This is a genomic window from Sporosarcina aquimarina, assembly GCF_019748715.1.
Lineage (GTDB): Bacteria > Bacillota > Bacilli > Bacillales_A > Planococcaceae > Sporosarcina > Sporosarcina newyorkensis.
In genome coordinates, this window is the sequence record NZ_JACLBZ010000007.1 from 12831 (window position 1) to 32965 (window position 20135).

General features: G+C 42.9%; 28 protein-coding genes. All 28 read left to right on the top strand.

Features of this window, described 5'->3' with window-relative positions:
• Window positions 1–141 precede the first annotated feature (141 nt).
• The 28 genes from rpoC to H7J92_RS03105 all read left to right on the top strand — a co-directional run bounded on the left by rpoC (window position 142) and on the right by H7J92_RS03105 (window position 19910).
• Window positions 142–3735 carry a DNA-directed RNA polymerase subunit beta' gene (gene rpoC, locus H7J92_RS02970; RefSeq protein WP_009499063.1) on the top strand — a complete coding sequence of 1198 codons (3594 nt, stop codon included), beginning with the start codon at window positions 142–144 and terminating at the stop codon, window positions 3733–3735.
• 293 nt (window positions 3736–4028) lie between these two features.
• A complete protein-coding gene (rpsL, locus tag H7J92_RS02975; RefSeq protein ID WP_009499062.1) occupies window positions 4029–4448 on the top strand; it encodes a 30S ribosomal protein S12 in 420 nt (139 codons plus the stop codon).
• 34 nt (window positions 4449–4482) lie between these two features.
• Window positions 4483–4953, top strand: coding sequence for a 30S ribosomal protein S7 (gene rpsG / locus H7J92_RS02980; RefSeq protein ID WP_009499061.1), 471 nt, complete (start codon window positions 4483–4485; stop codon window positions 4951–4953).
• A gap of 47 nt (window positions 4954–5000) precedes the next feature.
• A complete protein-coding gene (gene fusA, locus H7J92_RS02985; RefSeq protein WP_009499060.1) occupies window positions 5001–7079 on the top strand; it encodes an elongation factor G in 2079 nt (692 codons plus the stop codon).
• Window positions 7080–7196: 117 nt separating this feature from the next.
• Entirely contained in the window at window positions 7197–8384 is a 1188-nt protein-coding gene (gene tuf, locus H7J92_RS02990; protein ID WP_009499059.1) for an elongation factor Tu, read from the top strand.
• 378 nt (window positions 8385–8762) lie between these two features.
• Window positions 8763–9071, top strand: coding sequence for a 30S ribosomal protein S10 (rpsJ, locus tag H7J92_RS02995; protein ID WP_040759929.1), 309 nt, complete (start codon window positions 8763–8765; stop codon window positions 9069–9071).
• Between the two features lie 36 nt (window positions 9072–9107).
• Window positions 9108–9737: a 50S ribosomal protein L3 gene (gene rplC, locus H7J92_RS03000; protein ID WP_009499057.1), complete on the top strand. Its 630-nt coding sequence runs from the start codon at window positions 9108–9110 to the stop codon at window positions 9735–9737.
• Between the two features lie 25 nt (window positions 9738–9762).
• Entirely contained in the window at window positions 9763–10386 is a 624-nt protein-coding gene (rplD, locus tag H7J92_RS03005) for a 50S ribosomal protein L4 (protein WP_009499056.1), read from the top strand.
• Complete coding sequence (gene rplW, locus H7J92_RS03010) at window positions 10386–10670, top strand: 50S ribosomal protein L23 (protein WP_009499055.1); 285 nt, start codon at window positions 10386–10388, stop codon at window positions 10668–10670. The genes rplD and rplW overlap by 1 nt, the downstream gene beginning before the upstream one ends.
• A 32-nt stretch (window positions 10671–10702) precedes the next feature.
• Window positions 10703–11533 carry a 50S ribosomal protein L2 gene (rplB, locus tag H7J92_RS03015; RefSeq protein WP_040759928.1) on the top strand — a complete coding sequence of 277 codons (831 nt, stop codon included), beginning with the start codon at window positions 10703–10705 and terminating at the stop codon, window positions 11531–11533.
• A gap of 60 nt (window positions 11534–11593) precedes the next feature.
• Window positions 11594–11872, top strand: coding sequence for a 30S ribosomal protein S19 (gene rpsS, locus H7J92_RS03020; protein ID WP_009499053.1), 279 nt, complete (start codon window positions 11594–11596; stop codon window positions 11870–11872).
• A gap of 19 nt (window positions 11873–11891) precedes the next feature.
• Window positions 11892–12236, top strand: coding sequence for a 50S ribosomal protein L22 (gene rplV, locus H7J92_RS03025; protein WP_009499052.1), 345 nt, complete (start codon window positions 11892–11894; stop codon window positions 12234–12236).
• A gap of 3 nt (window positions 12237–12239) precedes the next feature.
• The gene (gene rpsC / locus H7J92_RS03030) at window positions 12240–12896 is read left to right on the top strand and encodes a 30S ribosomal protein S3 (protein ID WP_009499051.1); all 657 of its coding nucleotides are present in this window, start codon (window positions 12240–12242) and stop codon (window positions 12894–12896) included.
• Window positions 12897–12898: 2 nt separating this feature from the next.
• On the top strand, window positions 12899–13333 hold the full coding sequence (gene rplP / locus H7J92_RS03035) for a 50S ribosomal protein L16 (RefSeq protein WP_009499050.1): 435 nt from the start codon (window positions 12899–12901) through the stop codon (window positions 13331–13333).
• Window positions 13323–13523, top strand: coding sequence for a 50S ribosomal protein L29 (rpmC, locus tag H7J92_RS03040; RefSeq protein ID WP_009499049.1), 201 nt, complete (start codon window positions 13323–13325; stop codon window positions 13521–13523). Before rplP ends, rpmC begins: the two co-directional genes overlap by 11 nt.
• 17 nt (window positions 13524–13540) lie before the next feature.
• The gene (gene rpsQ / locus H7J92_RS03045) at window positions 13541–13804 is read left to right on the top strand and encodes a 30S ribosomal protein S17 (protein ID WP_040759927.1); all 264 of its coding nucleotides are present in this window, start codon (window positions 13541–13543) and stop codon (window positions 13802–13804) included.
• A 38-nt stretch (window positions 13805–13842) separates the two neighbouring features.
• Entirely contained in the window at window positions 13843–14211 is a 369-nt protein-coding gene (rplN, locus tag H7J92_RS03050) for a 50S ribosomal protein L14 (RefSeq protein ID WP_009499047.1), read from the top strand.
• 35 nt (window positions 14212–14246) lie between these two features.
• Window positions 14247–14558, top strand: coding sequence for a 50S ribosomal protein L24 (gene rplX / locus H7J92_RS03055; RefSeq protein WP_009499046.1), 312 nt, complete (start codon window positions 14247–14249; stop codon window positions 14556–14558).
• A gap of 26 nt (window positions 14559–14584) precedes the next feature.
• Window positions 14585–15124: a 50S ribosomal protein L5 gene (rplE, locus tag H7J92_RS03060; protein ID WP_009499045.1), complete on the top strand. Its 540-nt coding sequence runs from the start codon at window positions 14585–14587 to the stop codon at window positions 15122–15124.
• A gap of 20 nt (window positions 15125–15144) precedes the next feature.
• Window positions 15145–15330, top strand: a complete 186-nt coding sequence (gene rpsN, locus H7J92_RS03065) for a 30S ribosomal protein S14 (protein WP_009499044.1) — start codon at window positions 15145–15147, stop codon at window positions 15328–15330.
• A 29-nt stretch (window positions 15331–15359) separates the two neighbouring features.
• Window positions 15360–15758, top strand: a complete 399-nt coding sequence (gene rpsH, locus H7J92_RS03070; RefSeq protein WP_009499043.1) for a 30S ribosomal protein S8 — start codon at window positions 15360–15362, stop codon at window positions 15756–15758.
• 30 nt (window positions 15759–15788) lie between these two features.
• Window positions 15789–16328 carry a 50S ribosomal protein L6 gene (gene rplF, locus H7J92_RS03075; RefSeq protein ID WP_009499042.1) on the top strand — a complete coding sequence of 180 codons (540 nt, stop codon included), beginning with the start codon at window positions 15789–15791 and terminating at the stop codon, window positions 16326–16328.
• Between the two features lie 33 nt (window positions 16329–16361).
• Complete coding sequence (rplR, locus tag H7J92_RS03080; protein ID WP_078818360.1) at window positions 16362–16724, top strand: 50S ribosomal protein L18; 363 nt, start codon at window positions 16362–16364, stop codon at window positions 16722–16724.
• Between the two features lie 22 nt (window positions 16725–16746).
• Window positions 16747–17247 carry a 30S ribosomal protein S5 gene (rpsE, locus tag H7J92_RS03085; RefSeq protein WP_009499040.1) on the top strand — a complete coding sequence of 167 codons (501 nt, stop codon included), beginning with the start codon at window positions 16747–16749 and terminating at the stop codon, window positions 17245–17247.
• 13 nt (window positions 17248–17260) lie between these two features.
• On the top strand, window positions 17261–17443 hold the full coding sequence (gene rpmD / locus H7J92_RS03090; protein WP_009499039.1) for a 50S ribosomal protein L30: 183 nt from the start codon (window positions 17261–17263) through the stop codon (window positions 17441–17443).
• 32 nt (window positions 17444–17475) lie between these two features.
• The gene (gene rplO / locus H7J92_RS03095) at window positions 17476–17916 is read left to right on the top strand and encodes a 50S ribosomal protein L15 (protein WP_009499038.1); all 441 of its coding nucleotides are present in this window, start codon (window positions 17476–17478) and stop codon (window positions 17914–17916) included.
• Window positions 17916–19208, top strand: coding sequence for a preprotein translocase subunit SecY (secY, locus tag H7J92_RS03100; RefSeq protein WP_009499037.1), 1293 nt, complete (start codon window positions 17916–17918; stop codon window positions 19206–19208). Before rplO ends, secY begins: the two co-directional genes overlap by 1 nt.
• A 48-nt stretch (window positions 19209–19256) precedes the next feature.
• The gene (locus tag H7J92_RS03105; RefSeq protein ID WP_009499036.1) at window positions 19257–19910 is read left to right on the top strand and encodes an adenylate kinase; all 654 of its coding nucleotides are present in this window, start codon (window positions 19257–19259) and stop codon (window positions 19908–19910) included.
• Window positions 19911–20135 lie beyond the last annotated feature (225 nt).

Genomic DNA, 20135 nt, shown 5'->3' on the forward strand with positions numbered 1-20135 from the left:
ATCACAACCGAATAGAAGAGGGCTTCGAGCACCCTCTTCTATTCTATTCAGCTTAAGAAATATTTCTGGCTGAATGCGACACTACAAGTAAAGTTGCCTGACAAGCCATTGCGGCGATTAGACTAAAGGGAGGTAGGCTCCTTGATCGATGTTAATAATTTTGAGTATATGAAAATTGGCCTGGCTTCACCAGACAAGATACGGTCTTGGTCATATGGAGAAGTAAAAAAACCTGAAACTATCAACTACCGTACGTTGAAACCTGAGAAGGACGGATTGTTCTGCGAAAGAATTTTCGGACCGACAAAAGACTGGGAATGTCATTGCGGTAAGTATAAGCGGGTTCGTTACAAAGGCGTCGTCTGTGACCGTTGTGGCGTAGAAGTAACGCGTCAAAAAGTGCGCCGTGAACGAATGGGTCACATTGAGCTTGCAGCACCTGTCACGCACATTTGGTATTTCAAAGGAATTCCTAGCCGTATGGGCTTGATTCTAGACATGACACCACGTGCATTAGAAGAAATTATTTATTTCGCTTCTTACGTAGTAGTTGATCCCGCCGATACACCACTTGAGCGGAAGCAGTTACTTTCGGAAAAAGAATACCGGATTTATCGTGAAAAATACGGTTCTAAATTCCAAGCAGCCATGGGAGCAGAAGCGATTGAGCAACTGCTGCGTGCAATTGATTTAGACAAAGAAACAGATTCCTTAAAAGAAGAGTTGAAAACGGTCCAAGGTCAACGTCGTACAAGAGCGATCAGACGCCTGGAAGTTGTGGAGTCATTCCGTAACTCAGGAAACCGCCCAGAGTGGATGGTTTTGGAAGTTCTCCCTGTTATCCCTCCAGAGTTGCGACCAATGGTACAGCTAGACGGCGGACGTTTCGCGACTTCTGACTTGAATGATCTGTACCGTCGTGTCATTAACCGGAATAACCGACTGAAACGACTATTAGATTTAGGTGCACCTGGCATCATTGTCCAGAACGAAAAACGTATGTTGCAAGAAGCAGTAGATGCGCTTGTAGATAATGGACGTCGCGGTAGACCGGTTACAGGTCCTGGTAATCGTCCTTTGAAATCTCTTTCTCATATGTTGAAAGGGAAACAAGGCCGTTTCCGTCAGAACTTACTAGGTAAACGAGTAGACTATTCAGGTCGTTCTGTAATCGTAGTAGGACCTAGTCTGAAAATGTATCAATGCGGACTGCCGAAAGAAATGGCTATTGAGCTATTCAAGCCATTCGTTATGAAAGAATTGGTGGAACGTAATTTAGCCCATAATATCAAGAGTGCGAAAAGAAAGATTGAGCGTTTGCATTCCGAAGTATGGGATGTACTTGAAGATGTAATTAAAGAACATCCAGTACTTCTTAACCGAGCACCGACGCTTCACCGTCTGGGAATCCAGGCATTTGAACCGATGCTCGTAGAAGGTCGGGCGATTACATTGCATCCACTCGTCTGTACGGCATATAACGCTGACTTTGACGGTGACCAAATGGCAGTCCACGTTCCTCTTTCTGCGGAAGCACAAGCAGAAGCGCGTCTGTTGATGCTAGCTGCTCAAAACATTTTGAATCCGAAAGACGGGAAGCCGGTTGTTACTCCTTCACAGGATATGGTTCTCGGGAATTATTATTTAACATTGGAACGCAAAGATTCAGCTGGGGAAGGTTCAGTATTCAGTGATCCGAATGAGGCATTAATTGCTTATCAAACCGGACACGTTCACTTGCACACCCGTATTGCAATCCAAGCGGGTAGCATAAATAATCCTACATTTACAGAAGAGCAGAATAAACAGCTTTTACTGACTACTGTAGGTAAAATAATTTTCAACGAGATTCTGCCTGAGTCGTTCCCTTACATCAACGAACCGACCGACAACAACTTGCAAGTGGAGACGCCTGATAAGTATTTCGTAGATGGAACGGTAAATGTGAAAGAACACTTGGAGAATGCAGAGCTTGTATCGCCTTTCAAAAAGGGGATCTTAGGAGACATCATCGCGGAGATCTTCAAACGATTCCATATTACGGAAACGTCAAGGATGCTGGACCGAATGAAAAACCTCGGATTCAAATATTCTACTCGTGCTGGTATTACAATTGGTATTTCGGATATCGTTGTCTTGCCGAACAAAGCGGATATTTTACATGATGCACAGGAGAAAGTGGATAAGGTCACTCAACAGTTCCGCCGTGGTTTAATTACCGAAGAAGAACGTTATGACCGTGTTATTTCTTACTGGAGCCATGCGAAAGATGTTATTCAGAATAAATTGATGGATTCATTGGATAATGAAAACCCGATTTACATGATGAGTGACTCCGGGGCACGTGGTAATGCATCGAACTTTACGCAACTCGCAGGTATGCGGGGACTGATGGCCAACCCGGCTGGACGGATTATCGAACTTCCGATCAAATCCTCTTTCCGTGAAGGACTGACGGTACTCGAATACTTTATCTCTACTCACGGTGCGCGTAAAGGTCTTGCAGATACAGCCTTGAAAACAGCTGACTCAGGTTACTTGACGCGTCGTCTAGTAGACGTTGCACAAGATGTCATAGTGCGCGAAGACGACTGTGGTACAGACCGTGGTCTTGAAATCGCTGCTTTGACAGAAGGAAATGAAATGATTGAAACTCTTCAAGAGCGTATTGAAGGCCGTCATACGAAAAAGACTATTTTCCATCCGGAAACAGGCGAAGTGATTCTGGAGAAGAATGGTTTAATTACAGCTGATGCTGCTACTACAATCATTCAGGCAGGTATTGAACAGGTGACGATTCGTTCGGCATTTACTTGTAATACAAAGCATGGTGTTTGTAAAAAATGTTACGGAATTAACTTGGCTACAGGTGAAGCAGTGGAAGTAGGAGAAGCAGTAGGTATTATTGCGGCTCAATCTATTGGTGAACCTGGTACGCAGTTGACGATGCGGACATTCCACACAGGTGGGGTAGCTGGAGACGATATTACACAAGGTCTTCCGCGGATTCAGGAGATATTCGAATCTCGGAATCCGAAAGGGCAGGCGGTCATTTCAGAGATTGCCGGAACAGTTGTGGATATCGACGAAATCCGTGAAGGTCAAAAAGAGATTACCATCCAAGGTGAAGTGGAAACACGTAAATATTTGGCTCCGTATAATGCGCGCTTGAAAGTAGAAGAAGGCGACGTGATTGAACGAGGCGAAAGTATTACAGAAGGTTCCATCGATCCGAAAGAATTGATCGTGGTCAAAGATGTAGCAACTGTACAAGAGTATTTATTAAAAGAAGTACAGAAGGTTTACCGAATGCAAGGGGTAGAAATTGGCGATAAGCACGTAGAAGTAATGGTTCGTCAAATGTTGCGCAAAGTTCGGATAATCGAAGCTGGAGATACAGATCTTCTGCCAGGTTCTTTATTGGATATTCATCAGTTTGCTGAAGCGAATGCGAAAGTGTTGTTGTCAGGCAAAGCGCCAGCGACTTCACGTCCAGTTATTCTTGGAATTACTAAAGCCTCGCTTGAAACAGAGTCCTTCTTATCAGCGGCTTCGTTCCAGGAAACGACGAGAGTTCTTACAGATGCGGCCATCAAAGGTAAAACAGATGAGTTGCTAGGTCTGAAAGAAAACGTCATTATCGGGAAATTAGTGCCTGCAGGAACTGGTATGCAAAGATACCGTCAGATCAAGATGGAACATGAAGAACAAGAAGAAACAATTACAGTAGATTAAGAATAAACGGGACCTCGGTCCCGTTTATCTTTATTAAGCAAAATTGATTTTCTCAAACTTGTTGACAAGTCTTTCTGCAGATGATAATATACAAAAGGTTGATAGTTGTTGGTCGAAACTTTTATAAGTGACGGCGAGAAGCAATCATCATTATAAAACAACAGTGAACAGAGATCTCTGGAGTTTACTGAATTCCGTTTTTGTGTGTGCACGCACAAGAACTTTGTTTTTACCTAAAAATGAACCACCTGGATGTGTGGTATTACAAAAAGCTCGGAAGGAGGAACAACCTGATGCCTACAATTAACCAATTAGTCCGTAATCCTCGTAAGTCGAAATCGGAGAATTCTAAATCACCGGCTCTAGGAAAAAGCTACAACAGCTTTAAAAAGTCAATGACAAACGTGAACTCACCACAAAAAAGAGGTGTTTGTACACGTGTTGGTACTATGACTCCTAAGAAACCGAACTCGGCGCTACGTAAATATGCTCGTGTTCGTTTGACAAATACTTTGGAAGTTAACGCGTATATCCCAGGTGAAGGCCACAACTTGCAAGAACACAGTGTGGTACTAATCCGCGGAGGTCGTGTAAAAGACTTACCGGGTGTTCGTTACCATATCGTACGTGGTGCGCTTGATACAGCTGGAGTTACTGGCCGTATGCAAAGCCGTTCTCAATACGGCGCAAAGAAACCAAAAGAAAAGAAATAATATAATCTAATGATATCGAAAGGAGGAACTAATTATGCCTCGTAAAGGTCCAGTTGCAAAACGCGATGTATTACCTGATCCGATTTATAATTCCAAGCTTGTAAGCCGCCTTATCAACAAAATGATGGTAGACGGTAAGAAAGGTACTTCTCAAAAAATCCTTTATGGAGCGTTCGAAATTGTTAAAGAACGTTCTGGTAAAGAACCAATTGAAGTATTTGAAGCAGCTTTAAATAATGTAATGCCAGTTCTTGAAGTGCGTGCTCGCCGTGTTGGTGGAGCGAACTATCAAGTGCCAGTTGAAGTGCGTCCTGAACGTCGTACTACGCTAGGTCTTCGTTACCTTGTTAACTATTCACGTACTCGTGGAGAGAAAACAATGGAAGAACGTCTAGCGAACGAAATTCTTGATGCTTCTAACAACACAGGTGCTTCTGTAAAACGCCGTGAAGAAATGCATAAAATGGCTGAAGCCAACAGAGCATTCGCTCACTATCGTTGGTAAGTCCGGATAAACTACAGCAGTAATCCGAAACGGAAGGAGTTTACAATATGGCTAGAGAGTTCTCCTTAGAGAATACTCGTAACATTGGTATCATGGCTCACATTGACGCTGGTAAGACAACGACAACTGAGCGGATCCTTTTTTACACAGGTAAAATCCACAAAATTGGTGAAACACACGAAGGTGCTTCACAAATGGACTGGATGGAGCAAGAACAAGAACGTGGAATTACGATTACATCTGCTGCTACAACAGCTGCATGGAAAGGTCACCGCGTAAACATCATCGATACACCGGGACACGTAGACTTCACAGTGGAAGTTGAACGTTCATTGCGTGTACTAGATGGTGCCGTTACAGTACTTGATGCTCAATCAGGTGTTGAGCCACAAACGGAAACAGTTTGGCGTCAAGCGACAAACTACAAAGTACCACGTCTTGTATTCGTAAACAAAATGGATAAAACAGGTGCAGATTTCCTTTACTCTATCGGAACTCTTCGCGATCGCCTACAAGCGAATGCGCATCCTATCCAATTGCCGATCGGTGCAGAAGATCAATTCTCTGGAATTATCGACTTGATCGAAATGAAAGCGACATTGTATCCGAATGACCTAGGCACTGATGTGACAGTGGAAGATATCCCTGCTGAATATTTAGAGCAAGCGAATGAGTACCGTGAAAAGCTAATTGAAGCAATCGTAGACTTTGACGAAGACTTAATGGAAAAGTATCTCGGCGGCGAAGAACTAACAGTAGAAGAAATCAAAACAGCTATTCGTAGAGCTACATTAGCGGTTGAATTCTATCCTGTAGTTTGCGGAACAGCTTTCAAAAACAAGGGAGTACAATTAGTGTTGGATGCAGTAGTCGACTACTTGCCATCACCACTTGATATTCCTCCAATGGTAGGAACAAATCCTGATACTGAAGAAGAGGAAGAGCGTCATTCTAGCGATGAAGAGCCATTCTCTGCACTTGCATTTAAAGTAATGACGGATCCTTATGTAGGGAAACTTACATTCTTCCGTATTTATTCAGGCGTACTTCAAGCAGGTTCTTATGTTACAAACTCTTCAAAAGGCAAACGTGAACGCGTAGGACGTATCCTGCAGATGCACGCGAACAGCCGTGAAGAAATTTCTGAAGTGCATGCGGGTGAAATTGCTGCTGCTGTAGGTTTGAAAGATACGGGAACAGGCGACACACTTTGTGATGAGAAAGCCTTGATTATCTTAGAATCAATGGAATTCCCTGAACCTGTTATTTCCGTAGCGATCGAGCCAAAAACAAAAGCGGACCAAGATAAAATGGGTCAAGCTCTTGCTAAGTTACAAGAAGAAGATCCAACGTTCCGTGCACATACGGATCAAGAAACAGGCGAAGTTATCATCGCAGGTATGGGTGAACTTCACTTGGACATCATCGTTGACCGTCTGAAGCGTGAATTCAAAGTGGAAGCAAACGTGGGCGCGCCACAAGTTTCTTACCGCGAAACATTCCGTCAGTCTGCTGAAGTCGAAGGTAAATTCGTACGTCAATCAGGTGGACGTGGACAATTTGGTCACGTTTGGATCGAGTTTGGTCCAAATGAAGAAGGAAAAGGATTCGAATTCCAAAACAATATTGTTGGTGGTACTGTTCCTCGTGAATATATCCCAGCAGTTGAAGCAGGACTTCGTGATTCATTAGACAACGGTATTTTGGCTGGATATCCATTAATCGATATCAAAGCACGTCTATATGATGGATCTTACCATGACGTTGACTCCAACGAAATGGCATTCAAGATCGCTGCATCCATGGCTTTGAAAAATGCAGCATCTAAATGTTCACCAGTACTTCTTGAACCAACAATGAAAGTAGAAGTAATCATTCCAGAAGAATACATGGGCGACATTATGGGTGACATTACATCCCGTCGTGGACGTGTAGAAGGTATGGAAGCTCGTGGTAACGCACAAGTTGTTCGTGCAATGGTTCCACTTGCTGAAATGTTCGGTTATGCAACAGCACTTCGTTCTAATACGCAAGGCCGCGGAGTATTCTCCATGGTGTTCGATCACTATGAAGAAGTTCCAAAGTCAGTTGCTGAAGAAGTAATCAAGAAAAACAAAGGTGAATAATAAAGTTCATCCTTGTTTCTGACAGTGAATACTTGTAAGATATGGATAGTCGAGGGTACGCTTTCGGCTTCCATGCTATAAAAACTAAACTTTTGAATTTAAGGGAGGACCTCTAAAATGGGTAAAGAAAAATTCGACCGCTCCAAGGAGCACGCAAACGTAGGAACAATTGGTCACGTTGACCATGGTAAAACAACTTTGACTGCAGCTATTGCAACAGTTCTATCTAAAGCAATGGGTGGAGAAGCGAAATCATACGCTGACGTTGATAACGCACCTGAAGAAAAAGAGCGTGGAATCACAATCAGTACTTCACACGTTGAGTATGAAACTGAAAAGCGTCACTATGCACACGTTGACTGCCCAGGTCACGCTGACTATGTTAAAAACATGATCACTGGTGCTGCACAAATGGACGGCGGAATCCTAGTAGTATCTGCTGCTGACGGCCCAATGCCACAAACTCGTGAGCACATCCTTCTTTCACGTCAAGTAGGTGTTCCTTACCTAGTTGTCTTCATGAACAAATGTGACATGGTAGACGATGAAGAACTACTTGAACTAGTAGAAATGGAAATCCGTGAACTTCTATCTGAATATGACTTCCCTGGCGATGATATTCCAGTAATCCGTGGATCTGCTCTTAAAGCTCTTGAAGGAGAAGCAGATTGGGAAGCTAAAATCATTGAATTGATGCAAGCTGTTGATGATTATATCCCAACTCCAGAACGTGATACTGACAAGCCATTCATGATGCCTGTTGAGGACGTATTCTCAATCACAGGTCGTGGTACAGTTGCAACAGGACGTGTTGAGCGTGGAGTAGTTAAAGTCGGAGATGTTGTTGACATCATCGGTCTTACTGAAGAACCAAAATCTACTACTGTAACAGGTGTAGAAATGTTCCGTAAACTTCTTGACTATGCAGAAGCTGGAGACAACATCGGTGCACTTCTTCGTGGAGTATCTCGTGAAGACATCGAGCGTGGACAAGTTCTTGCTAAGCCAGGTTCAATCACACCACACACTCAGTTCAAATCTGAAGTGTATGTTCTTTCAAAAGAAGAGGGTGGACGTCATACTCCATTCTTCTCTAACTACCGTCCTCAGTTCTACTTCCGTACAACTGACGTAACAGGTATTATCCAACTTCCTGAAGGCGTAGAAATGGTTATGCCTGGGGATAACGTTGAAATGACAGTTGAACTGATCTCTCCAATCGCGATTGAAGAAGGTACTAAATTCTCAATCCGTGAAGGTGGACGTACAGTTGGAGCTGGCGTTGTAGCTACAATCACAAAATAATTCGATTGAATCCCGCCTTAACGGCGGGATTTTTTTATGTTTATCAAAAGAAATATTAAGCAGTAGTGATGCGCTACATCTGCCTAATCTAAATCACTTGCATTTGATTATAATTTACATGGTTTAAAAGAAAAAAGTGCTTTCTAAATACGTGCATCTCGCTGTAAAACCTGTTAAAATAATAAACGGATTAAAAAATAGACTAATTTCTTCAAAAGGGTTGCGCGATCCTCTTAAGTTATGTATAATGTTGAATGTTGGTCTTTGACTGCGATGAAGCGAGAGGTTGCCGATACACCCGGCCGCTTTGCCATGGCGCGTGTATGGGAAATTTTCGTGGAGAATTGTCTAGAAAATAGGCGAAAGGGAGGGAAAGTAATGGCAAAACAAAAGATTCGTATTCGTTTGAAAGCTTATGATCACAGAATGTTGGATCAGTCAGCTGAGAAGATTGTTGAAACGGCTAAACGTTCTGGTGCAAGTGTTTCAGGTCCAATTCCGTTGCCAACTGAAAGATCAGTTTACACGGTATTGCGTTCAGTTCACATTTACAAAGATTCACGTGAGCAATTTGAAATGCGTACACACAAACGTTTAATCGATATCGTGAATCCGACTCCACAAACTGTGGATGCGTTAATGAAGCTTGATTTACCATCAGGCGTCGACATCGAAATCAAACTATAAAAAATAAAACAATGAATATTACAGGAGGTGTGACTAATGACCAAAGGAATCTTAGGAAGAAAAGTCGGTATGACGCAAGTATTTGCTGAAAACGGCGATTTAATCCCAGTAACAGTGATTGAAGCTGCTCCAAACGTTGTTCTTCAAAAGAAGACAGTTGATACAGACGGCTACGAATCAATCCAACTTGGATTTGACGATAAACGTGAAAAGCTTTCAAACAAGCCTGAGCAAGGCCACGTAGCAAAAGCAAACACGGCACCTAAGCGCTTCATTCGCGAAATTCGCGGAGCAGACGTTAGTGCATACGAAGTTGGTCAGGAAGTCAAAGTCGATACATTTGCAGCAGGCGATGTAGTAGACATTACAGGAGTATCAAAAGGTAAAGGATTCCAAGGTGTCATTAAGCGTCACGGTTTCTCACGTGGACCAATGACTCACGGATCTCGTTTCCACCGCGCACCAGGTTCTCTTGGAGCGGTTGATGGACAACGTGTATTCAAAGGGAAGAAACTACCTGGACGTACTGGTGGCAAAACAGTAACGATCCAAAACGTTGAAATCGTACGAGTTGACGAAGAACGCAACTTGTTGCTAGTAAAAGGTAACGTTCCTGGAGCTCGCAAATCACTTGTTCAAGTGAAAAGCGCAATTAAAGGGAACTGAGTAAAACAGGAAGGAGGAAATAGGAATGCCTAAAGTATCTGTAGTAAGTCAAACAGGTTCTGCAGTCGGCGACATCGAATTAAACGATGCGATTTTTGGAATCGAGCCGAACGAAGCAGTATTATATGAAGCAATCGTTCAACAACAAGCTTCTTTGCGCCAAGGTAACCATAAGGTTAAAACTCGCGCAGAAGTTGCAGGCGGCGGTCGTAAACCATGGCGCCAAAAAGGCACAGGCCGTGCACGTCAAGGTTCAATCAGATCACCACAATGGCGCGGGGGCGGTATCGTATTCGGTCCAACACCACGTAGCTATAGCTATAAAATGCCTAAGAAAGTTCGTCGTTTAGCACTTCTTTCTGCACTTTCAACGAAAGTTCGCGCAGAAGAACTAATCGTTGTGGACAACTTGGCGTTTGATGCACCAAAGACAAAAGGCTTTGTTAAAGTACTTGAAGATCTTTCAATTACAAAGAAAGCACTATTTGTTACAGCTGACCTGGAAGAAACAGTAGCTTTGTCTGCACGTAATATTCCTGGCGTTAGCGTAGTTACAGCGAACGGCATCAATGTTCTTGACCTAGTCGGACATGATCAACTCGTTATGACTAAAGCAGCAGTTGAAAAAGTAGAGGAGGTGCTTGGTTAATGGAAGCACGTGATATTTTGAAACGTCCGGTCATTACCGAGCGTTCTTCTGAGCAAATGGATCTTAGAAAATATACATTCGAAGTGGATACACGCGCGAACAAAACGCATGTTAAACAAGCTATCGAAGAAATTTTCGGTGTAGAAGTTGAAAAAGTAAACGTTCAGAACTACAAAGGTAAGTTCAAACGTATGGGGAAACATGCTGGCTATACAAACAAACGCCGCAAAGCGATTGTTACACTTACAGCTGATTCCAAAGATATCGAACTTTTTGAAATGTAATTAACGCACAAATAATGAAGGAGGGAACACAAATGGCGATCAAGAAGTACAAAGCTACCTCCAACGGGCGTCGTAACATGACTTCTTCTGATTTCTCTGAAATTACTACAGATAAACCAGAAAAATCATTGCTTGAACCAATCAAGCGTAACGGCGGACGTAACAACCAAGGTAGAATGACAGTTCGTCACCATGGTGGAGGACATAAGCGCCAATACCGCGTCATCGATTTCCAACGCCGGAAAGATGGCATACCAGGACGCGTTGCTACGATCGAATACGATCCAAACCGTTCTGCAAACATCGCATTAATCAATTATGCTGATGGAGAGAAAAAATATATCCTTGCACCAAAAGGATTGCAAGTAGGTTCCACAATCATGTCAGGACCTGAAGCAGATATCCGTGTAGGGAATGCACTACCACTAGAAAACATTCCGATGGGTTCTACTATTCACAACATTGAAATGAAGCCAGGCAAGGGTGGACAACTTGTTCGTTCTGCAGGAACTTCAGCTCAACTACTTGGACGTGAAGGCAAATATGTCATCATTCGTCTACAATCAGGTGAAGTGCGTATGATTCTTTCTACTTGCCGTGCAACAATCGGTCAAGTCGGTAACGAACAGCACGAATTGATTAACATTGGTAAAGCAGGTCGTTCACGTTGGTTAGGCAAGCGTCCAACTGTTCGTGGATCTGTTATGAACCCTAACGATCACCCACACGGTGGTGGTGAAGGACGTACACCAATCGGCCGTCCGAGTCCTGTTACTCCTTGGGGTAAACCAACTCTTGGATACAAAACTCGTTCTAAGAACAATAAATCAGATAAACTTATCGTTCGCCGTCGTAAAAAATAATGTGATTGCACTGCGGTTCAGAAGATGGACCGTAGTACAAACTCGGAAGGAGGTTCCAGAATGGGCCGCAGCTTGAAAAAAGGACCTTTTGCAGATGACCATTTACTAAAAAAGGTTGACGCACAAAAAGATTCAGAAAAGAAACAGGTAATTAAAACTTGGTCACGCCGTTCAACAATCTTCCCGTCATTCATCGGTATGACGATTGCAGTATATGATGGACGCAAACATGTTCCTGTTTATGTAACAGAAGATATGGTAGGACACAAACTAGGTGAATTCGTACCTACGCGCACATACAAAGGCCATGGTGCCGACGATAAGAAAACAAAACGCTAATTGAGAGGAGGTTATCCTGATGCAACAAGCTAAAGCATCTGTACGCACAGTCCGTATTGCTCCTCGCAAAGTCCGTTTGGTCGTTGATCTTATTCGGGGCAAGAAAATCGGTGAAGCTGTCGCGATTCTACGACTTACGCCTAAAGCGGCATCTCCGGTTGTAGAAAAACTTTTGAAATCAGCGATTGCAAATGCTGAACACAATTACGAAATGAACACTGAAGACTTGATCGTCAGTGAAGTATTCGTAGATGAAGGACCAACAATGAAACGTTTCCGTCCACGTGCACAAGGTCGTGCAAGTGCGATTAACAAACGTACGAGCCACATCACGTTAGTGGTATCCGAAAAGAAGGAGGGGTAATTAGTGGGCCAAAAAGTACATCCTAATGGACTGCGTGTCGGTGTCATCCGTGACTGGGACTCAAAATGGTACGCGGAAAAAGATTATGCGTCCTTACTACACGAAGACTTAAAGATTCGTGAATATATTGAAAAGCGTCTTGTAGATGCATCAGTTTCTAAAGTTGAAATTGAGCGTGCTGCTAAGCGTGTAAACATTACAATCCACACTGCAAAGCCAGGTATGGTTATCGGTAAAGGTGGTTCCGAAGTCGAAGCACTTCGTAAACAACTTAACGAAATCACAGGCAAGCGTGTACACATCAATATCGTAGAAGTAAAACGTGCTGATTTGGATGCGAAACTAGTCGCAGAATCAATCGCTCGTCAATTGGAAAGCCGTGTATCTTTCCGTCGTGCACAAAAACAAGCAATTCAACGTACGATCCGTGCAGGCGCTAAAGGTATCAAAACACAAGTTTCTGGACGTCTCGGCGGTGCCGATATTGCGCGTGCAGAACACTATAGTGAAGGAACTGTCCCTCTTCATACATTACGTGCTGATATAGACTATGCACATGCTGAAGCTGATACTACTTATGGTAAGCTTGGCGTTAAAGTATGGATTTATCGTGGTGAAGTCCTTCCAGTCAAGAAGAACTCTGGGGAAGGAGGCAAATAATCATGTTAATGCCTAAACGTGTTAAACATCGTCGTGTATTCCGTGGGAAAATGCGTGGTGAAACAAAAGGTGGCGCTACTGTACAATTTGGTGAGTTTGGTCTTCAAGCTACAGAATCAGGTTGGATCACGAACCGTCAAATTGAATCTGCGCGTATCGCTATGACTCGTTATATGAAACGTGGCGGTAAAGTTTGGATCAATATTTTCCCGCATAAACCATATACTAAAAAGCCTCTAGAAGTCCGGATGGGTTCCGGTAAGGGTGCTGTAGAAGGCTGGGTTGCAGTTGTGAAGCCCGGTAGAGTAATGTTTGAAATTGCAGGTGTTCCAGAAGAGGTAGCTCGTGAAGCGCTTCGACTCGCATCGCACAAACTTCCTGTAACAAGCAAGTTTGTAAAACGTGAAGAAATTGGTGGTGAGTCTAATGAAAGCTAAAGAAATTCGTGACTTAACAACTGCAGAAATCGAGCAAAAAGTGAAATCACTGAAAGAAGAGCTTTTCAACCTTCGCTTCCAGTTAGCGACAGGTCAATTAGAAAACACTGCACGCATCCGTGAAGTACGCAAATCGATTGCGCGCATGAAAACTGTAATACGTCAAAGAGAAATCAGTGCAAATAACTGATGAAGGAGGTTGCAGCCATGACTGAGCGTAACCAGCGCAAAGTATACACAGGCCGTGTCGTTTCCGATAAAATGGATAAAACCGTTACGGTAATGGTAGAAACACATAAAAAACATTCTTTATACGGTAAGCGTGTAAAGTATTCTAAAAAGTTCAAAGCACATGATGAGCTAAACGAAGCGAAAATTGGCGATGTAGTTCGTATTATGGAAACTCGTCCATTATCCGCAACTAAGCGTTTCCGTCTTCTAGAAGTCGTTGAAAAAGCGGTCATCATCTAATCGGTTTTTAACTCAGATTTTGGAAGGAGGTAGCCTCGATGATTCAACAAGAAACTCGTATGAAAGTTGCTGACAACTCTGGTGCTCGTGAAGTACTTACGATCAAAGTGCTAGGTGGCACAGGCCGTAAAGTAGCTAATATCGGTGATATCGTTGTTTGTACAGTGAAGAAAGCAACACCAGGTGGCGTTGTTAAGAAGGGTGACGTTGTAAAAGCGGTCATCGTTCGTACGAAAAGTGGAGTTCGTCGTAAAGACGGTTCTTACATTACGTTTGACGAAAATGCTTGCGTTATCATCCGTGATGACAAGGGACCACGTGGAACACGTATTTTCGGACCAGTTGCTCGCGAACTTCGTGACAGCAACTTCATGAAAATCATTTCACTCGCTCCAGAAGTTCTTTAATTCTAATGACAGAGCCAGTCAAGGAGGTGCGATAGATGCACGTTAAAAAAGGCGACAAAGTTATGGTGATCTCTGGTAAAGATAAAGGTAAAACAGGTGTGATCCTAACTGCTTATCCGAAAAAAGACCGTGTGCTTGTTGAAGGTATTAATATCGTCAAGAAACATACGAAACCGAACCAAGAAAACCCTCAAGGCGGAATTGTAAGCCAAGAAGCTGCTATTCATGTCTCAAACGTGATGGTCATCGATCCTAAATCAGGCGAGCCGACTCGTGTAGGTTATAAAGTGGAAGACGGTAAGAAAGTACGTATTGCGAAAAAATCCGGTGAAGCACTGGATAAGTAAGTAAGGCATGAAAGGAGGTCCGACTGATGAGTCGTTTGAAAGAGAAATTTACTAAAGAAATCACTCCTGCTCTTATGAGCAAGTTTGAATATACATCTGTAATGCAAGTCCCTAAAGTTGATAAAATCGTTATCAACATGGGTGTTGGTGATGCTGTTCAAAACGCGAAAGCACTTGACGCAGCTGTTGAAGATCTAACAATTATCTCAGGTCAAAAACCAGTCGTAACAAAAGCGAAGAAGTCTATCGCTGGTTTCCGTCTACGTGAAGGTATGCCGATCGGAGCAAAAGTAACGCTTCGCGGTGAACGCATGTATGAGTTTCTCGATAAATTAGTGTCTGTCTCACTACCACGTGTACGTGACTTCCGTGGCGTTTCTAAAAAAGCGTTCGATGGTCGCGGAAACTACACATTAGGTGTGAAAGAGCAACTTATTTTCCCTGAAATTGACTACGATAAAGTATCAAAAGTACGCGGAATGGACATCGTCATCGTGACGACTGCAAACACTGACGAAGAAGCACGTGAACTGCTTACACAGTGTGGCATGCCGTTCCAAAAGTAAAATAATAGGGAGGCGAAAACGTGGCTAAGAAATCAATGATCGCTAAACAGAAACGTACGCCAAAGTACAAAGTACAAGAATATACACGTTGCGAACGTTGTGGTCGCCCACATTCAGTATATCGCAAATTTAAACTTTGCCGTATTTGTTTCCGCGAACTTGCATATAAGGGACAAATTCCTGGCGTCAAAAAAGCCAGCTGGTAATCCCCTAATTAGGGAAGGAGGTTAATTCAATGACAATGAGTGATCCGATTGCAGATATGCTTACACGCATCCGTAACGCGAACATGGTTCGCCACGAGAAGCTTGAGGTACCTGCTTCAAACGTAAAGAAAGAAATCGCTGAAATCTTAAAACGAGAAGGTTTCGTTCGTGATGTGGAATACGTGGAAGATAACAAACAAGGCATCATCCGCATTTTCCTTAAATACGGCCAAGATAACGAGCGCGTAATCAACGGCTTGAAACGTATTTCTAAACCAGGACTTCGTGTGTATGCAAAATCAAATGAAGTACCTAAAGTGCTTAATGGCTTAGGTGTTGCACTAGTTTCTACATCAAACGGTGTAGTAACAGACAAAGAAGCCCGCGCTAAACAAATCGGTGGAGAAGTCGTCGCTTACGTTTGGTAATTTGCGACAAATGAATGGAGGTGCAATAGAATGTCCCGTATTGGTAATCGTCAGATCGAAGTTCCTGAAAACGTTACGGTAACAATTTCAGCTGATAACTTCGCAACTGTTAAAGGTCCGAAAGGTGAACTTTCAAGACAATTAGATCAAGAAATCACTATCAACCAGGAAGGTAATGTCATTACATTGACTCGTCCTTCTGATTCTAAAGATCATCGTTCAATCCACGGTACAACACGCTCTGTGCTTAACAACATGGTGGTTGGTGTATCAACTGGATTTGAACGCACGCTAGAATTGATCGGGGTTGGATATCGTGCACAAATGCAAGGTAAGAAACTTGTATTGAATGTTGGGTATTCACATCCTGTTGAATTCACACCAGAAGAAGGTGTAGAAGTTGAAGTGCCGGCGAACACGAAAATTATTGTCCGCGGCTACAACAAAGAACACGTAGGTGCTCTTGCTTCTAACATCCGTCAAGTACGTCCACCAGAGCCTTATAAAGGTAAAGGTATTCGATATGAAGGCGAAATCGTTCGTCGTAAAGAAGGTAAAACAGGTAAATAATACCGCCTGAGGTATTTGGAAGGAGTGACCACGATGATCACGAAACAAGATAAAAACGCTGTCCGTAAAAAGCGTCACGCACGTGTGCGTACGAAAATCAGCGGAACTGCAGAGCGTCCACGTCTAAACGTTTACCGTTCAAACAAACATATCTATGCACAATTGATTGACGACATGAATGGTGTAACAATCGTTAGTGCTTCTACAATGGATAAAGAAGTTGAGGCTGGATCTACAGGGAACGCTGCATCTGCAGCTAAAGTCGGCGAGCTTATTGCGAAAAAAGCTGTTGAAAAAGACGTCAAGTCGGTTGTTTTCGACCGTGGCGGATATCTTTTCCATGGCCGTGTTAAAGCTCTTGCTGATGCAGCACGCGAAAATGGACTGGAATTTTAATTAAGAAGGAGGGACATATTTCATGCGTCGTAATGATCAAAACAAAAGTGAGTTTGAAGAACGCGTAGTAACGATCAACCGAGTTGCGAAAGTGGTGAAAGGTGGACGTCGTTTCCGCTTTACTGCACTTGTCGTTGTCGGTGATAAAAACGGCCGTGTCGGTTTTGGAACTGGTAAAGCACAAGAAGTTCCAGACGCAATCCGTAAAGCGATTGAAGATGCGAAGAAAAACTTGATTGAAGTGCCAATGGTTAAAGGTACAACTCCACATGAAGTGCTAGGACGCTTTGGTGCAGGACAGATCCTTATCAAACCAGCTGCTCCAGGTACTGGAGTAATTGCGGGCGGACCAGTTCGTGCGGTACTTGAACTTGCAGGCATCACGGATATTCTTTCAAAATCTCTTGGATCAAGCACACCAATCAACATGGTACGTGCGACAATCGAAGGATTGCAGAATTTGAAACGCGCAGAAGATGTAGCAAAATTGCGTGGTAAATCCGTGGAAGAACTGTTAGGTTAAGGGGGGAAATACAATGGCGAACAAACTTGAAGTCACCCTTACGAAAAGTGTTATCGGTTCTAAGCCGACACAACGTAAAACAATTGAAGCGCTAGGTCTTCGAAAGTTAAATCAAACAGTTGAGCATCAAAACAATGATGCAATCCGTGGTATGATCACAAAGGTCAGTCACTTGGTAACCGTTAAGGAAATCTAAGTGTTATTTTAGAATAAGGAGGTGCCGATAAGATGAAATTACACGAGTTAAAACCAGCTGAGGGATCTCGTAGAAACCGTAAACGTATTGGTCGTGGGATTGGTTCTGGAACAGGTAAAACTTCCGGTAAAGGTCACAAAGGTCAAAACGCACGTTCAGGCGGCGGTGTACGTCTTGGTTTCGAAGGTGGACAAATTCCTCTTTTCCAACGACTTCCTAAGCGTGGGTTCACGAACATCAATCGTAAAGATTATGCGATCGTTAACCTTGACACATTAAATCGTTTCGAAGAAGGCACGGAAGTAACGCCGGAACTGCTAATTGAAACTGGAGTTGTTAGTAACGCAAAATCTGGTATCAAGATTCTTGGAAACGGAACACTTGAGAAAAAGATTACTGTTAAAGCTAATAAATTCTCCGCTTCTGCAAAAGAAGCAATCGAAAAAGCGGGCGGGCAAACTGAGGTGGTATAATGTTTCAGACAATCTCTAACTTCATGCGTGTGAAAGAGATCCGGTCTAAAATAATTTTTACCCTCCTAGTGCTCATCGTGTTTAGACTAGGGACATTTGTTCCGGTTCCAAACGTTGATGCAACTGCTTTACAACAATCAAATAACCAGTTTATCGGTTTTTTGAACACTTTCGGTGGAGGAGCACTTTCAAACTTTTCAATCTTCGCAATGGGGATCATGCCGTATATCACGGCTTCCATCATTGTGCAGTTATTGCAAATGGATGTTGTGCCGAAGTTTACTGAGTGGTCAAAACAAGGGGACGTTGGAAGACGTAAACTTGCACAGTTCACAAGATACTTCACAATTGTTCTGGCTTTTATCCAAGCAATTGCCATGTCCTTTGGTTTTAACCAAACGTTTGGTGGTCAGCTGATAGCGGATAATAGTGTGTCTACATATGTCGTAATTGCGATTGTGTTGACTGCAGGAACATCTTTCCTACTATGGCTTGGTGAACAAATTACTGCGAAAGGTGTCGGAAATGGTATTTCCATCATTATTTTTGCAGGGATTGTCGCCGGTATTCCGAATGCTGTAAACCAGTTGTATGTAACTCAAATCCAAGACGCTGGAGATGCACTATTTATCCGGATTGCAACGATGATATTACTGCTGATTGTAATCGTAGCGATTGTAGTTGGAGTTATTTACTTCCAAGAAGCTTTGCGGAAGATTCCGATTCAATATGCGAAACGCGTTTCAGGACGTAATCAGTCGGTTGCAAGCCAACAAACACATTTACCTTTGAAATTAAATGCTGCGGGTGTTATTCCAGTAATCTTTGCTGTGGCATTTTTCATCACACCACAACAAATCGCTCCATTTTTCGGTGAGAATAGTGTAACTAAAACAATCGTTCGGATTTTCGATTATACAAATCCGATCGGGATGATTTTATATGTAACACTCATTGTCGCGTTCACCTATTTCTATGCATTCATTCAAGTGAATCCGGAGAATATGGCTGAAAACCTGAAAAAACAAGGTGCGTATATTCCAGGAATTCGTCCGGGTGCAAATACTCAAAAGTATTTAACTAGTACTCTGTATAGACTGACATTCGTCGGCTCGATCTTCCTTGCCGTTGTTGCTGTCATGCCTATTTTCTTCATCAACTTGGCGAATCTGCCTCAATCCGCTCAAATCGGCGGAACGAGCTTGCTCATCGTAGTAGGGGTTGCCCTTGAAACAATGAAGCAATTGGAATCTCAGTTAGTGAAGAGACATTACAGAGGCTTTATGAAATAAAAAGCAATAGCCTGACCTATTGTGTAACTAAATGGAGGGCAAGGACGTATGAATATCGTATTAATGGGTCTGCCGGGTGCTGGTAAAGGTACGCAAGCAGATAAAATTGTCGAAAAGTACGGAATCCCTCATATTTCTACAGGCGATATGTTCCGTGCTGCCATCAAAGATGGCACGGAACTTGGAGTTAAAGCAAAATCGTTCATGGATCAAGGAGCATTGGTTCCTGATGAAGTTACTATTGGTATTGTACGTGAGCGGTTGAGCAAATCGGATTGTGACAAAGGTTTTCTTCTTGATGGATTTCCTAGAACAGTTGCTCAGGCAGAAGCATTAGATGCATTGCTTGAAGACTTAGGTAAGCAAATCGAGTATGTATTAGACATTGAAGTCGATACAGAAGAATTAGTTGCAAGATTATCTGGACGTCGTATTTGTAAAGTGTGCGGCACGTCCTATCACTTGATCTTCAACCCGCCAAAGGTAGAAGGTATTTGTGATAAAGACGGTGGCGAGCTTTACCAACGCGCAGATGACAATCCCGAGACTGTCATGAATCGTTTGGAAGTAAATATGAATCAGACAGCTCCTTTACTCGACTTTTATGGCGAAAAAGGTGTGCTGACAAAAATTAATGGTCAACAAGACATTGATCTTGTATTCAAGGATTTGGATACAGTATTGCAAGGAAACACGAAGTAATCAATCCTTTTCGGGCACAACTGCATCACTGTTCGGAAAGTAATGGTTGAAAACGAGCTGCAAAAGCATAGGGTGCCCGGTATAGGACAATGAGAGTTTTTCGATTGATTCTTCAGTAGTTCCTACATGCATTATCGCGTAAACCGCGTTATAATGTTTAATTGGTAACCGCTGTGAGAACAATAAAGGAACTCACTCGCAGAAATGCGAAACAGCGAAATGTGG

Bases quoted from the DNA above. Each gene is read 5' to 3' on its own strand.
- rpsL (WP_009499062.1), top strand. From the start codon at position 4,029: ATGCCTACAATTAACCAATTAGTCCGTAATCCTCGTAAGTCGAAATCG.
- rpsG (WP_009499061.1), top strand. From the start codon at position 4,483: ATGCCTCGTAAAGGTCCAGTTGCAAAACGCGATGTATTACCTGATCCG.
- fusA (WP_009499060.1), top strand. From the start codon at position 5,001: ATGGCTAGAGAGTTCTCCTTAGAGAATACTCGTAACATTGGTATCATG.
- tuf (WP_009499059.1), top strand. From the start codon at position 7,197: ATGGGTAAAGAAAAATTCGACCGCTCCAAGGAGCACGCAAACGTAGGA.
- rpsJ (WP_040759929.1), top strand. From the start codon at position 8,763: ATGGCAAAACAAAAGATTCGTATTCGTTTGAAAGCTTATGATCACAGA.
- rplC (WP_009499057.1), top strand. From the start codon at position 9,108: ATGACCAAAGGAATCTTAGGAAGAAAAGTCGGTATGACGCAAGTATTT.
- rplD (WP_009499056.1), top strand. From the start codon at position 9,763: ATGCCTAAAGTATCTGTAGTAAGTCAAACAGGTTCTGCAGTCGGCGAC.
- rplW (WP_009499055.1), top strand. From the start codon at position 10,386: ATGGAAGCACGTGATATTTTGAAACGTCCGGTCATTACCGAGCGTTCT.
- rplB (WP_040759928.1), top strand. From the start codon at position 10,703: ATGGCGATCAAGAAGTACAAAGCTACCTCCAACGGGCGTCGTAACATG.
- rpsS (WP_009499053.1), top strand. From the start codon at position 11,594: ATGGGCCGCAGCTTGAAAAAAGGACCTTTTGCAGATGACCATTTACTA.
- rplV (WP_009499052.1), top strand. From the start codon at position 11,892: ATGCAACAAGCTAAAGCATCTGTACGCACAGTCCGTATTGCTCCTCGC.
- rplP (WP_009499050.1), top strand. From the start codon at position 12,899: ATGTTAATGCCTAAACGTGTTAAACATCGTCGTGTATTCCGTGGGAAA.
- rpmC (WP_009499049.1), top strand. From the start codon at position 13,323: ATGAAAGCTAAAGAAATTCGTGACTTAACAACTGCAGAAATCGAGCAA.
- rpsQ (WP_040759927.1), top strand. From the start codon at position 13,541: ATGACTGAGCGTAACCAGCGCAAAGTATACACAGGCCGTGTCGTTTCC.
- rplN (WP_009499047.1), top strand. From the start codon at position 13,843: ATGATTCAACAAGAAACTCGTATGAAAGTTGCTGACAACTCTGGTGCT.
- rplX (WP_009499046.1), top strand. From the start codon at position 14,247: ATGCACGTTAAAAAAGGCGACAAAGTTATGGTGATCTCTGGTAAAGAT.
- rplE (WP_009499045.1), top strand. From the start codon at position 14,585: ATGAGTCGTTTGAAAGAGAAATTTACTAAAGAAATCACTCCTGCTCTT.
- rpsH (WP_009499043.1), top strand. From the start codon at position 15,360: ATGACAATGAGTGATCCGATTGCAGATATGCTTACACGCATCCGTAAC.
- rplF (WP_009499042.1), top strand. From the start codon at position 15,789: ATGTCCCGTATTGGTAATCGTCAGATCGAAGTTCCTGAAAACGTTACG.
- rplR (WP_078818360.1), top strand. From the start codon at position 16,362: ATGATCACGAAACAAGATAAAAACGCTGTCCGTAAAAAGCGTCACGCA.
- rpsE (WP_009499040.1), top strand. From the start codon at position 16,747: ATGCGTCGTAATGATCAAAACAAAAGTGAGTTTGAAGAACGCGTAGTA.
- rpmD (WP_009499039.1), top strand. From the start codon at position 17,261: ATGGCGAACAAACTTGAAGTCACCCTTACGAAAAGTGTTATCGGTTCT.
- rplO (WP_009499038.1), top strand. From the start codon at position 17,476: ATGAAATTACACGAGTTAAAACCAGCTGAGGGATCTCGTAGAAACCGT.
- secY (WP_009499037.1), top strand. From the start codon at position 17,916: ATGTTTCAGACAATCTCTAACTTCATGCGTGTGAAAGAGATCCGGTCT.
- H7J92_RS03105 (WP_009499036.1), top strand. From the start codon at position 19,257: ATGAATATCGTATTAATGGGTCTGCCGGGTGCTGGTAAAGGTACGCAA.